The sequence below is a fragment of the Stenotrophomonas sp. AB1(2024) genome (assembly GCF_037482345.1).
Classification (GTDB): Bacteria; Pseudomonadota; Gammaproteobacteria; order Xanthomonadales; family Xanthomonadaceae; genus Stenotrophomonas.
The window spans coordinates 264,630-276,936 of sequence record NZ_JBBHKO020000001.1 but is presented as its reverse complement, the minus strand read 5'-3'; the positions used below and the strand labels follow the sequence as shown (position 1 = coordinate 276,936).

12 protein-coding genes are annotated in these 12,307 nt (G+C 66.7%); 10 read left to right on the top strand and 2 right to left on the bottom strand.

All coding sequences use genetic code 11. The annotated features are described in order from the left end of the window. Positions 1–14: 14 nt before the first annotated feature. The gene (locus tag WIX41_RS01175; protein ID WP_409187290.1) at positions 15–344 is read right to left on the bottom strand and encodes a type II toxin-antitoxin system Phd/YefM family antitoxin; all 330 of its coding nucleotides are present in this window, start codon (positions 342–344) and stop codon (positions 15–17) included. 80 nt (positions 345–424) lie between these two features. Here WIX41_RS01175 and WIX41_RS01170 point away from each other — a divergent pair, with 80 nt between their 5' ends. Then, a complete protein-coding gene (locus WIX41_RS01170) occupies positions 425–1,012 on the top strand; it encodes a TetR/AcrR family transcriptional regulator (protein WP_339445367.1) in 588 nt (195 codons plus the stop codon). 86 nt (positions 1,013–1,098) lie between these two features. Further along, on the top strand, positions 1,099–1,599 hold the full coding sequence (locus tag WIX41_RS01165) for a hypothetical protein (protein ID WP_339445366.1): 501 nt from the start codon (positions 1,099–1,101) through the stop codon (positions 1,597–1,599). Positions 1,600–1,604: 5 nt separating this feature from the next. On the opposite strand, the gene WIX41_RS01160 is transcribed toward WIX41_RS01165, so the two are convergent. Further along, positions 1,605–2,594, bottom strand: coding sequence for a helix-turn-helix domain-containing protein (locus WIX41_RS01160; RefSeq protein ID WP_339445365.1), 990 nt, complete (start codon positions 2,592–2,594; stop codon positions 1,605–1,607). A 169-nt stretch (positions 2,595–2,763) separates the two neighbouring features. Between WIX41_RS01160 and WIX41_RS01155 the strand changes: the two genes are divergently transcribed. From WIX41_RS01155 to WIX41_RS01120, 8 genes are all read left to right on the top strand, one after another. After that, a complete protein-coding gene (locus tag WIX41_RS01155; protein WP_339445364.1) occupies positions 2,764–5,319 on the top strand; it encodes a TonB-dependent receptor plug domain-containing protein in 2,556 nt (851 codons plus the stop codon). An 11-nt stretch (positions 5,320–5,330) separates the two neighbouring features. Next, entirely contained in the window at positions 5,331–5,903 is a 573-nt protein-coding gene (gene msuE / locus WIX41_RS01150; protein ID WP_339445363.1) for an FMN reductase, read from the top strand. A gap of 160 nt (positions 5,904–6,063) precedes the next feature. After that, on the top strand, positions 6,064–6,426 hold the full coding sequence (locus WIX41_RS01145) for a DUF3088 family protein (protein WP_339445362.1): 363 nt from the start codon (positions 6,064–6,066) through the stop codon (positions 6,424–6,426). A gap of 10 nt (positions 6,427–6,436) precedes the next feature. Then, complete coding sequence (locus WIX41_RS01140; RefSeq protein WP_339445361.1) at positions 6,437–7,432, top strand: MsnO8 family LLM class oxidoreductase; 996 nt, start codon at positions 6,437–6,439, stop codon at positions 7,430–7,432. 17 nt (positions 7,433–7,449) lie between these two features. After that, a complete protein-coding gene (locus WIX41_RS01135) occupies positions 7,450–8,793 on the top strand; it encodes an LLM class flavin-dependent oxidoreductase (protein WP_339445360.1) in 1,344 nt (447 codons plus the stop codon). A gap of 10 nt (positions 8,794–8,803) precedes the next feature. After that, entirely contained in the window at positions 8,804–10,015 is a 1,212-nt protein-coding gene (locus WIX41_RS01130; protein ID WP_339445359.1) for a M20 aminoacylase family protein, read from the top strand. Then, positions 10,012–10,557, top strand: coding sequence for a GNAT family N-acetyltransferase (locus WIX41_RS01125; protein ID WP_339445358.1), 546 nt, complete (start codon positions 10,012–10,014; stop codon positions 10,555–10,557). Before WIX41_RS01130 ends, WIX41_RS01125 begins: the two co-directional genes overlap by 4 nt. Beyond that, complete coding sequence (locus WIX41_RS01120) at positions 10,554–12,290, top strand: amino acid ABC transporter permease/ATP-binding protein (RefSeq protein ID WP_339445357.1); 1,737 nt, start codon at positions 10,554–10,556, stop codon at positions 12,288–12,290. Before WIX41_RS01125 ends, WIX41_RS01120 begins: the two co-directional genes overlap by 4 nt. The last annotated feature ends 17 nt before the right edge of the window (positions 12,291–12,307 follow it).

The following is a 12,307-nucleotide window of genomic DNA, read 5'->3' as shown; positions in this document are numbered from 1 at the left end:
TGCCTGTCGCCCTATCAACCCATTTCTTCAGTGCGACGCCGTTTGCGCGCTTCGAGGGCGCTACGCGCGTCCTTTACGTTGCCCGCAGCCACATCGGCCAGTCCCTTCGTTGCATCGTCGATCAGCAACAGATGGATGCGCTCCCGCTCCAACTGGTGGTAATAGTCCAGTCGTTGCGCATCGATGATGGCGACGTAGCTTTCGCCATTCTTGGTCACGATCTTTTCCGCACCCGCCTTGACCTGATCGGCGAGCTCCGACAGGTTGGCCCGGGCTTGCGATAGCGGGATTACGTCACGCGCTGAGACGGCCATGGGCGCTCCAGTGAACTTGATGATGTACATAATAGCGTACAAAAAAAGGCGCACCACATGGCTCCCGTGTAACGTTGACGGATTGGCCTACCAACTAGTAGAGTGGCTGCATGCAGTCTGACCTCTCTCCCAAAGCCGCTGAAATCGTCGCCCAGGCTAGAACCCTTCTGGAGGCGGGCGGCTACAACGGCTTCAGCTATGCCGATATCTCGGCCCGGGTCGGCATCAGCAAGGCCAGCATCCATCACCATTTCCCGAGCAAGGCCGAACTGGTGCGGACGGTAGTGGCGCTGTACCGCGCGGAAGCGCGGGAGGGCCTGGCCATGCTGGACCGACAGCTGGGCGATCCGCTTCGCGAGCTCAATGCCTACGTCGACTACTGGTCCACCTGCATCACCGGTGGCACTGCGTCGTTCTGCATCTGCGCCATGCTGGCGGCAGAGTCGCCGATGATCCCACCGGAAATTGCGGAGGAAGTTCGCGGGCACTTCGAGGATCTCAGTGGCTGGTTGACCGCCACGTTGGAGAAGGGCGTCGTCCAAGGACAGTTCCGGTTACAGGGCGTTCCCGCGGATGAAGCCAGGGCTTTCATGGCCTCCGTGCACGGGGCCATGTTGGCGGCTCGAGGTTTTGGTGATGCGCAGACCTTCGTGGCGCTGGCGCAGCTGTCGGTTGCCCGGGTGGTCGCACCGCGTTGATTCGTTATCCGTAAGCCCGCTTTGCGCGGGCTTTTTCATGCTCCAGACGTCTACCTACTAGTAGGTTCAATCAAGGATTCGCCGCCATGACACATCCGCTCTCAACACTCGGTGTACTGCACACCGCCATCAGCCTCATCCCCGTACTGGCCGGTCTATACGGATTTGTGCGGCACCGGAAGATCGATCCCGCCACTACCTCCGGCAAGCTCTATCTGCTGGGCCTGGTCCTGGCGGTGGCGACCTCGTTTACCGTCTCCAGCACTGGCGGCCTCAATCCCGGCCATGCCTTCGGCATCATTGTGCTGCTGGTGGCGTTCGGTGGCGTGCTGGTGAACAAGCTGGGCTTTCTGGGCCGACTGCGGCCGTACCTGTCCGCCTTCGCGCTGTCCTTCAGTTTCCTGCTCGGGTTGGTGCCTGCCGTCAACGAATCGCTGACCCGCCTGCCGGTCTCGCATCCGCTGGCGGCTGCACCGATGGCGCCGGTGGTGCTGCAGACCCTGCTGGGCTGCTTCGTCGTGTTCCTCATCGGTATCGCCGCGCAGGGCTGGATGATCCATGCGCGCAACAAACGCGTTCAGCGCTGACGCCGTCAGCAACCGGTCAACGCGTATGCGTTGGTGCTGCCGCGATGTTGCTCGCGATAGGTCGTGGGGCTGAGCTCGGTCTGCCCCCGAAAATGCCGGCGGAACGACTCCTGCGAACCGAAGCCGGCCTGTTCGGCCACCCAGTGCAACGGGCGGTCGGTGGTTTCCAGCAGCTCGCGTGCGAAGGCCACGCGCTCGCGGATCAACCAGTCGATCGGTGACAGGCCGGTGGCTTCAAGGAACTGGCGCTGCAGGGTGCGCTGGCTGAGTGAGGCCTGTTCGGACAGGCTGCGCAGCGAATGTTCTTCGCGCAGGTTGCGGCGGATCCATTCCATCAGTCGCGCCAGTCGCGTGGGTTCCCCGTTGGGAATCGAGCGCACCACGCGCTGGCTGCGTTCGGCGTCGCGCCATGGGGCCAGTACCAGCCGCTCGGCCACCCGATTGGCCACGTGCGCGCCGTAATCCTTGCGTACCAGGTGCAGCATCATGTCCATGCCGGTGGCCGAGCCTGCCGAGGTGATGACGTTGCCGGTGTCGACGTAAAGCACATCCTCGCGCACGGTGATGGCGGGGAACTCGCGTGCGAGTGTTTCGGTCAGGCGCCAATGCGTGGTCGCGCTGCGCCCGTCGAGCAGGCCGGCCCACGCCAGCACGAACGCGCCCGAGCAGATGGAGGCGATGCGGGCGCCACGTTTGTGCGCGCGGATGAGTGCGTCGAGCAGTGGCTGTGGAGGGCGTTCGCCGGGGTCGCGCCAGCCCGGCACGATGATGGTGTCTGCGTTGTCGAGCGCTTCCAGCCCGTGTGGGAGCTGCACCTGGGTGCTGCCGAGCATGCGCAGCGCGCCGGGTTCGGCCGCGCATAGCTGGGTGGTGTACCAGGGGACGTCGAGTTCGGGGCGGATCGGGGCGAACAGGCCTGCCGCGCAGCCGAATTCGAACAGGCCTTGGCCGTGGGCGGCGACGATGGCGACGGTTGGGGGCGGGTGGGGGGCCATGTTCTGGATGCTAGCCGGGTCTGCGCAGCCACGCAGGGCGTGGCTCTACTGAGTTTATAACTGCGTGTCATGTGGGTGGCGGGATGTGGGGTGTGGGTGGCGTGTTGATGGCTGTTGCGGGATGAGCGCTGTTTGTTGAATGGGGGCCTGTCCTCGATCAGGTCCCGACATGCTGCTGCGTCCGCTTTCCGTGATGATCGCCTTCGTCCTTGCCGCCCCTGCCGTGGCCGCCGGTCCCGATACTCCGCCCGAGGCACTGGCCAGCTCGTCAGTGGCTGCCGCTTCCACGCTTGATGCCGTGGTGGTGACCGGCTCGCGCACCAGCAACCGCACGGTGAAGAACAGCTCCACGCCGATCGATGTGGTGTCGGCCGAGGATCTGGTGGCCACCGGGCAGGCCAACCTGCTGGAAGCGCTGCAGCGCAGCCTGCCGTCGCTGAGCCAGATCGGGGGCTACCAGAGCGACCAGGAGAGTCTCATCCGTGGCTACCAGCTGCGCAACCTGTCGCCGGGCTACACGCTGGTACTGGTCAATGGCAAGCGCCGCAACGCCAGCGCCTATGTGAGCGGCGCCAACGGCGGCGGTTTTCCTGGCCATGCGTGGACCGACCTGGCGCTGATCCCGGTGGCGGCGGTGGACCATATCGAAGTACTGCGCGATGGCGCTTCGGCGCTGTATGGCTCCGATGCGATCACGGGGGTGATCAACGTCATCCTCAAGTCGCAGGCGCAGGGCGGCGATGTTTCGGTGGAGAGCGGGCAGAGCATCGATGGCGATGGCACCCGCACCAGCGTGCGCGCCAACGTCGGCCTGCCGTGGGGGGTGGATGGTTTCGTGAACCTGTCCGGTGAGTACACCCGCCAGCACCACGCCATCCGGCCGCGCCGGTATATCGATGACTACCTGAGCTACCCGGCGATCGATGCCGACGGCAACCCGGTGGCGCTGCTTCCCAACAACCGGCTGCCGCCCAACACCACCGAGAACCCGGCCGAGGCCACGCGCAACCCGGAAGCCAACACGATCCTGAGTTCGCCGTCGTACACGCTAAAGGCGCTGGCGGCCAACGTCGGCCATGGCCTGGGTGAGAACGCGCAGTTCTACGCCACCGCCACGGCCAGCGACCGCACCGCGCAGGCGATCCAGAACTTCCGCCTGCCGGCGACGATCTTCGGCACCTACAAGGCACCGACCGTGTTGAACGTATGGCCGGATGGCTTCCTGCCGATCCTGCAGACCAAGGAAAAGCAGACCACCGGCACCGCCGGGGTGAAAGGCAGCGTGGCAGGGTGGGAGTACGACACCAGCCTCACCGCCAACCGCAGCACGGTGCGCACCTACACCCGCGATTCGGCCAACTTCTCGTTGATCTATCCCGGTGCACCCACCGACTTCTACGTGGGCCGGCTGGATTACCAGCAGCGCATCGCCAACCTGGACCTGCGCCGGGGTTTCGACGTGGCCGCGTTCGCATCGCCGCTGCAGGTCAGCGCCGGTGCCGAGTACCAGCATGAGAAGTACGAACGCGGGGCAGGGCAGTGGGAGTCCTACATCGGTTTCGGCGCCGCTGCCTTCGTCGGCTATTCCACCGCCGACGCTGTGGAGGCCACGCGCAACAGCAAGGCCGTGTACGCCGGGGCGGCCACCAACGTCACCTCGCGCTGGTACCTGGACGCGGCGGCACGCTGGGAAGACCACTCCGACTTCGGCAGCGTGTCCACCGGACGCCTGACCACGCGCTTCGACTTCACCGACGCCTTCGGCGTGCGCGCCACGGTCAGCAACGGTTTCCATGCACCCAGCCTGGGCGCCCAGTACTACCAGGCTACCGGCAGCTGCCCGTGCGGCACCACGCTGGTGGCACAGGTCTCTTCACCGGCCGCCATCGCGCTGGGCGCAACGCCGCTGCAGCCGGAAAAGGCCAACAACTACAGCCTCGGCGTGACCTGGGATCCGAGCCCGGCCTTCCACGTTGCGCTGGATGCGTACCAGATCGACATCCGTGGCCAGCTCGGACAGTCCAGCCAGATCGGCTACAACGCGCAGGATCCCAACCGCATCACCGACAACAGTGGCACGGTGCTCACTCCCGCGCAGAAGAACACCATCGATACGCTGCTGGCCAGCGCCGGCATCAGCATCCTGCCGGGCGATGCGTTCTACGCCAGCTACTTCACCAACGTGGGCGACACCCGTACCCGCGGGTTGGAACTGACCCTGGAAGCCAACCAGGAAACCGGCTGGGGCAAGCTGCGCTGGACCTACGCCGCCAACGTGGGCCGCACCACCATCCAGAAGGTGCGCGACATCCCGGTAGTGCTGCAGGGCCTGCCCAACATCAACCTGCTGACGAAATCGAGCGAGTACGCGCTGCGTTTCCGCACGCCGTCCTATACGCAGGTGGCCGGGCTCGGCTGGCAACAGGGCCGCTGGCGTTCCAACCTCGATTTCACCTGGTACGGTCCGATCAAGCGGCTCAACAACGGGGTGGAGTACCGGCAGCCGCCGGTGCTGGTCACCAACCTGTCCGGCGGCGTCGAGTTGGGTTCGGGCTGGAGCGCGACGCTGGGCATCAACAACCTGTTCGATGAGCGCACCCGCAAGGTGCCCGAGCACGCACGCAGCGCCACCGACGTGGCCAGCATCGAAACCACCTGGGACACCGGCGATGTGCTGAGCACCATCGGCGCCTTCTGGTATGGCCGCGTCCACTATCGCTTCTGAGGGAGAGCTGCATGACCACCGCCTTGAATGTCGTTGCCCTGGTCGGTTCGCCGACCGCTTCGGCCACCTCGCGCACCCTGCTGCTCGTGCGCCACCTGCTTGACCAACTTCGGCTTCGGTTGCACATGGACGTGCAGCTGATCGAACTGGCGCCCATCGCGCGCTCGCTGGGCCAGGCCCTGAGCCGCGACGAGGTGGAACCGCGCATCGAACAGGCGCTTGCCCGGATCGAATCGGCCGACCTGCTGATCGCCGCCGCCCCGGTGTATCGCGGTTCGTACCCGGGGCTGTTCAAGCACCTGGTCGATTTCATCGGGCTGGACGCGCTGGTGGATACGCCGGTGCTGCTGGCTGCCACCGGCGGCAGTGAACGCCATGCGCTGGTCATCGACCACCAGTTGCGTCCGTTGTTCAGTTTCCTGCAGGCGCACACGCTGCCGATCGGGGTGTATGCCACGCCGGCCGATTTCGACGAGGTGGAAATCCGCAGCGTCGCGCTGCAGGCGCGCATCGAGCTGGCGGCCGAACGTGCGGCCAGCCACCTGCAGACGGCACCACCGGTGGTACTGCGGCGGATCGCCTAGATGCCGCCATAACCACCAGCAGTCTGGTCATGTCCAACGCGCATCTGCGTGGCCGGATCCGACCGCCGATTGTCGAATTGCGGCGCAGCCCCGCGCCGGTCCTTCTCTAGCATCGATAGTCCAACGGCACTGCGGTGCCGGCCAGATCGAGGAGCGTTTCGTGTCTGCACAGTCCACCCACAAGCCGATCCTGTTCCTGCTGGATCGTGAATTCGAAGATGGCCAGCTGCCTGGGCAGCGGTTCTTCTGCCGGCACAGCCTGCTGCTGGAGGGAGCGCTGTCGAGCATCGACGGGCTGGATACCCAGTTGGATGTGCGCCGCATTGGTTTCGCACGGCCACGACGCGAGGTGATCGCCGAGATCGGCGAGCAGGACCAGTCGCTGCCCAAGCTGGTGCTGCCGCAGGGCGTGCAGTCGGCGCATGCCACTGGCATCCACGAAGAGCGCCAGGTCGTATCCGGGGCCGAGCCGATCCTGGCCGCACTGAACGGGTTGCTCGGCATTCCCGTGGCCCATCCGTGAGGACGCTGCGATGAGCTATCTGATCAGCGTGCTCGACAAGAGCCCCGTGGCCGAAGGCGGCAACGCCGAGCAGGCGCTGCGCGACAGCCTGCGGTTGGCGCTGCATGCCGAACACCTGGGCTACCACCGCTACTGGTTCGCCGAACACCACGCTGCGCCGCAGCTGGCCAGTCCTGCGCCGGAAGTACTGGCGGCGTGGGTGCTGGCGCAGACGCGGCGGATCCGGGTCGGTACCGGCGGCGTGATGCTGCGCCACTACGCGCCCTATAAAGTCGCTGAAACCTTCAACCTGCTTGCCAGCCTGGCCCCGGGGCGGGTGGATCTTGGCGTGGGCAAGGCACCGGGCGGGCTTCCTGCGTCCACGGCGGCACTGGCCGCAGGGCGCCCGCCAGTGGGCCCGTTCGAACAGCAACTGCACGATCTGGAAGGCTTCCTCTCGGGAACGCTCGCCGCTGACCATCCGCATGCCGATGCGCAGGCGCGCCCGCTGCCGCAGACCGGGCCGGCGCGGTTCCTGCTCGGCGCCAGCGCGCAGAGTGCGCGGCTGGCCGGGGAACTGGGATGGGGTTTCGTCTACGCAGCCCATTTCGATGGGGATCCGCGCAGTATCGAAACGGCCTTCAGCGCGTACCGTGAGGTGTCCACGCACGCCCCGCTGTTGGCCACGGTGGCCTTTGCCGCACGCAGTGCCGAGGCCGCCGCCGCGCAGCTGGGCGCACTGCGCATCTACAAGCTGCACCTGGGCCCGGGACAGACCGTCAACCTGCCCAGCGCAGAAGGTGCTGCCGAGTACGCGCGCCAGGTCGGCGTGACTGATTACCGCATCGAGGAAACCCATCCCAGCGTGCTGTCCGGCGATGGCCACCAGGTGCGCCGTGCACTGGACGAGCTGCACCAGCGCTTCGGCGTCGGCGAATTCATCCTGGACGCGCCGGTGGCTGACGTCGATGCGCGCCTCACCTCACTTGAACTGCTGTCGCCCGCGCCCCGCGCGGCGGTGGCCTGACCCGCAGGAGCGTCGCCATGAGCAAGACCCCGCGTCCCATTCCCTTCGGCATCATGCTGCAGGGCCCCGGCAGCCACATGCATGCCTGGAAGCATCCCTCCAACGTGGCCGATGCCAGCGTCAACCTCGATTACTACATCGATGTGGCGCGCACGGCCGAGAACCACGGCATTGCGTTCGGTTTCGTTGCCGATGGGCTGTACATCAACGAAAAATCCATTCCGCATTTCCTCAACCGCTTCGAGCCGATCACCCTGCTGTCGGCGCTGGCCACGGCCACCTCGAAGATCGGTCTGGCGGGCACGCTGTCCACGTCGTACAGCGATCCGTTCACCGTGGCGCGTCAGTTTGCTTCGCTGGACCTGATCAGCGGCGGGCGTGCCGGCTGGAACGTGGTGACCTCGCCGCTGGAGGGATCCGGGCGAAACTATGGCCGTGCGCACCCCGAGCACGCGCTGCGCTACCAGATCGCCGATGAGTACCTGGAGGTGGTGCAGGGCCTGTGGGATTCATGGGACGACGATGCCTTCGTGCGCGACCGCGACAGTGGCACCTTCTTCGCGCAGGAGAAGTTCCGCCGCCTGGACCACAAGGGAAAATTTTTCCAGGTTGAAGGCCCGCTCAACATCCAGCGCTCGCCGCAGGGCCAGCCGGTGATCTTCCAGGCCGGCGCCTCCGACGATGGCATCGCCCTGGCCGGCAAGTACGCCGATGCGGTGTTCACCCACGCGCCCTCGCTGGAGGAGACCCGCGCGTTCACCCAGAAGGTGAAGAACGCAGCGATTGCCCATGGCCGCAGCGCGTCAGATGTAAAGATATTCCCCGGCATCGGCCCGATCGTGGGCCGCACCGCCGAAGAAGCGGAAGCGAAGTACCAGGCCATTACGGCACTGGCCACCCTCGATGACGCGCTGGCGTACCTGGGCCGCTTCTTCGACCACCACGATTTCAGCCAGTACGACCCGGATGCGCCATTCCCGGCGCTGGGAGACATCGGCAGCAATTCGTTCCGCTCCACTACCGACAAGATCAAGCAGGACGCGCGCGAGCAGGGCCTCACCCTGCGCCAGGTGGCGCTGCAGGCGGTCAGCCCGCGGCCCAACTTCATCGGCACGCCGGAGCAGGTGGCCGACGAACTGATCCGCTGGTTCGACGCCGGTGCCAGCGACGGTTTCATCCTTGGCTTCTCCGTGCAGCGCGAAGGCCTGGATGATTTCGTCGGCCTGGTGCTGCCGATCCTGGAAGTGCGCGGTTATCACCGCGGCACGCTGGACGGCGGCACGCTGCGTGATCACCTGGGCCTGCCGCGCAAGGCCAGCCGCCATGCGGCCGACGCCGTGCCCGCGCGCAAGGTCGGCTGAGGAGAACGCCATGACGGTCCTGCACCGCCCACCCCTGGATCTGTCCGCGACGACCGGTGGCGTACTGCCGCAGATCGCGGCACGCATCGACGATGCCATCGCCACCCGCCACGACCTGCACCAGCACCCCGAGCTGGCCTTCGAGGAGCACCGCACGAGTGCGCGGGTGGCTGAGCTGCTGCAGCAATGGGGCTACGCGGTCACCACCGGTATCGGCGGGACCGGGCTGGTCGGTACGTTGCAGCGCGGGCAGGGCACCCGCCGCCTGGGCCTGCGTGCGGACATTGATGCGCTGCCCATCCATGAAGACTCCGGCCTGTCTTATGCCAGCCGGCGCGACGGCTTGATGCACGCCTGCGGCCACGACGGGCACACCGCCATCCTGCTGTCAGCCGCGCACTATCTGGCACACCACGGCCGCTTCGATGGCACGCTGCAGCTGGTGTTCCAGCCGGCCGAAGAAACCGGATCAGGCGCGTCGAGGATGATCGCCGACGGCCTGTTCGAACGCTTTCCGGTGGATGCGATCTACGGCCTGCACAACTGGCCGGGCGTGCCGACGGGTCACTTCGGCTTCGTCGACGGACCGGCGATGGCGTCGGTGGACTGGGCGCAGTTGCGGGTGGTCGGCAATGGCGGCCATGGCGCCGAGCCGCAGCATGCGGTGGATCCGATCCTGGCCGCCGCGCATATCGTCACCGCGCTGCAGAGCGTGGTGTCACGCAACGTGGATCCGCGCCAGATGGGCGTGGTCACGGTGGGCTCGATCCATGGCGGCAAGGCCGCCAACGTGATTCCCGACGTGGTGGAGTTGACCCTTACCGTGCGTGCGTACCTGCCCGAGGTACGCGACACGTTGCGCCGGCGGGTGATTGAAATTGCCGAGCAGACCGCTGCCGCGTTTGGGGCGCGCGCGGAGATCTCCTTCCCGCGCGGATTCCCCAGCGTCATCAACCATCCCGAACAGACCGCGCTGGTCCGCGAGGTGGCACACGCAGCGTTCGGACGCGGGCAGGTGGTGGAGGACTTCGCGCCGCGCACCGCGAGCGAGGATTTCGCGTTCCTGCTGCAGGCACGCCCGGGCAGCTTCGTGTTCGTCGGCAACGGCGACAGCGCGCCCCTGCACAGCCCGCGCTACGTGTTCAACGATGCGGCGATCGCGCCGGCCGCCAGCCTGTGGGCGCGGCTGGCCGAACACTACCTGGTGGAGTCCACGACATGAGCGAGCGCTTCCTGTACACCTCGGTGAACGACCCGCTGGCGCAGCCGCTGTTCGACGGGCTGGAGCAGGAGTACGAACACCGCTACGCCGACGTGCAGCGCCGGATCGGCGGAACCGCCCGCGAAGAGCTGCAGCGCTATCCCGCCGAAGCCTTCGCCGCGCCGGTGGGGGCCTTCGTGCTGCTGCTCCGCGATGGCCAGGCCATCTCCGGCGGTGCGTTCATGCCACACCGCGATCCGGACACGGCCGAGTTCAAGCGGATCTGGACGCTGCCGGGCCTGCGCCGCCAGGGCATCGCCCGGCGCGTGCTGCAGGAGCTGGAAGACCAGGCCGTGCGCCAGGGCTACCGGCGCGTGTTCCTGACCACCGGCTTCCGACAGCCCGAAGCGGTGGGGCTGTACCTCAGCCATGGCTACGCCGCCCTGTTCGATCTGCAGGCAGACCCGGAGACGGTGGCGCACCTGCCATTCGAAAAGCATCTTGGCGCAGTGCGGCCTGTCATCGCTGACGCGTACGCGCTGGTGCCTGGAGCACATGCATGAGCGCCCCCTCATCCACGCTGGGCGGCATCGCAACACCAACCCCCGCGCTGCACATCGTGCCCGCGCGGCATCCGCTGCAGCTGTTCGGCACGCTGTTGGCGCTTGCGCTGATCCTGCTTGCGGCGCAGTCGGTGCTGGGCAACCCGCGTTGGGGTTGGGGCACCTTTGCAGAATGGTTCTTCGCGCGGCCGGTGCTGGAAGGCCTGGCGCGCACGTTGTGGCTGACCGCGCTGGGTACTGCCTTCGGCTTCGCGCTGGGTACGGTGCTGGCGCTGGCACGGGTCTCCGGCTCGCCGTTGCTGGCGGCGGTGTCCTGGGGCTATGTGTGGCTGTTCCGCTCGATCCCGCTGCTGGTGCTGCTGTTGCTGCTCAACAACCTGGGCTACCTGTACAGCACCATCGTGCTGGAGGTGCCGTTCACCGCGATCACGCTGTTTTCCTATCCCACCACGCAGCTGATCGGGGTGTTCACCGCGGCGGTGCTGGGGCTGACCCTGAACCAGGCGGCGTTCTCGGCCGAGGTCATCCGCGGCGGCATCCTGTCGGTGGACCACGGGCAGTATGAAGCGGCGGCGGCGCTGGGCCTGCCGCGCGCACGCCAGATCCGCCGCATCATCCTGCCGCAGGCGATGCGTTCGATCCTGCCGGCGGCGTTCAACGATGTGATCGGGCTGGCCAAGAGCACCTCGGTGGTCTACGTGCTGGCGCTGCCCGAGCTGTTCTACACCGTGCAGGTGATCTACCGGCGCAACCTGGAGGTGGTGCCGCTGCTGATGGTGGCGACGGTGTGGTACCTGGTGATCCTGACCGCACTGTCGCTGGCCCAACACCGGATCGAGCGACGTTTCGCACGCGGCCAGCTGGAGCGCGAGCGCAGTGTGTCGCGGGTAGTGTCACGACCACGCAGCATGCCAGGGGCAGCACCCCGCGTCACCACGCGGCCGGGGCTTGCCAACCCGGTGGCGGCGGGGCAGGGCGCGGCAGTATCGCTGCAGGGGGTGAGCAAACACTTTGGTGATACTCCCGTGCTCGACGATGTACGGCTGGAATTGAAGGCCGGCAGCGTTACCGTGCTGATCGGTCCCTCGGGTGCCGGCAAGTCCACCCTGCTGCGGCTGATCAATCATCTGGAGCGCGCTGACGGCGGCTTCATCACCGTGGGCGGGCAGCTGGTGGGCTACCGCCGCGACGGCGACACCCTGTACGAGCTGCCCGAAGCCGAGATCCGTCGCCGCCGCGCAGAGGTAGGCATGGTGTTCCAGGCGTTCAACCTGTTCCCGCACCTGACCGTGCTGGAGAACATCATCGAAGCGCCGATCGCGGTGCGTGGGGTATCGCGTGCGCAGGCCGAGCAGCAGGCGCATGACCTGCTGGAGCGCGTGGGGCTGTCGGAGAAGGCGAACGCCTACCCGCGCCAGCTCTCCGGCGGGCAGCAGCAGCGCGTGGCCATTGCCCGTGCGTTGGCGCTGCAGCCGAAGGTACTGCTGTTCGACGAGCCGACGTCGGCACTGGACCCGGAGCTGGTGTCCGAAGTACTCGGTGTGATCGAAGAACTGTCCCGGTCTGGCACCACGCTGGTCATCGTCACCCATGAGCTGGGCTTCGCGCGGCGGGTGGCCGACCACGTGGTGATGATGGACCAGGGACGGGTGATCGAGCAGGGACCGCCGGAGCAGGTGTTCGACCGGCCGCGCCAGCAGCGCACTGCCGAGTTCCTTGCCAAGACGCTATGACCGCCTCCTTCCAGGAA

Bases quoted from the DNA above. Each gene is read 5' to 3' on its own strand.
- WIX41_RS01175 (WP_409187290.1), bottom strand. From the start codon at position 344: ATGTACATCATCAAGTTCACTGGAGCGCCCATGGCCGTCTCAGCGCGT.
- WIX41_RS01170 (WP_339445367.1), top strand. From the start codon at position 425: ATGCAGTCTGACCTCTCTCCCAAAGCCGCTGAAATCGTCGCCCAGGCT.
- WIX41_RS01165 (WP_339445366.1), top strand. From the start codon at position 1,099: ATGACACATCCGCTCTCAACACTCGGTGTACTGCACACCGCCATCAGC.
- WIX41_RS01160 (WP_339445365.1), bottom strand. From the start codon at position 2,594: ATGGCCCCCCACCCGCCCCCAACCGTCGCCATCGTCGCCGCCCACGGC.
- WIX41_RS01155 (WP_339445364.1), top strand. From the start codon at position 2,764: ATGCTGCTGCGTCCGCTTTCCGTGATGATCGCCTTCGTCCTTGCCGCC.
- msuE (WP_339445363.1), top strand. From the start codon at position 5,331: ATGACCACCGCCTTGAATGTCGTTGCCCTGGTCGGTTCGCCGACCGCT.
- WIX41_RS01140 (WP_339445361.1), top strand. From the start codon at position 6,437: ATGAGCTATCTGATCAGCGTGCTCGACAAGAGCCCCGTGGCCGAAGGC.
- WIX41_RS01135 (WP_339445360.1), top strand. From the start codon at position 7,450: ATGAGCAAGACCCCGCGTCCCATTCCCTTCGGCATCATGCTGCAGGGC.
- WIX41_RS01130 (WP_339445359.1), top strand. From the start codon at position 8,804: ATGACGGTCCTGCACCGCCCACCCCTGGATCTGTCCGCGACGACCGGT.
- WIX41_RS01125 (WP_339445358.1), top strand. From the start codon at position 10,012: ATGAGCGAGCGCTTCCTGTACACCTCGGTGAACGACCCGCTGGCGCAG.
- WIX41_RS01120 (WP_339445357.1), top strand. From the start codon at position 10,554: ATGAGCGCCCCCTCATCCACGCTGGGCGGCATCGCAACACCAACCCCC.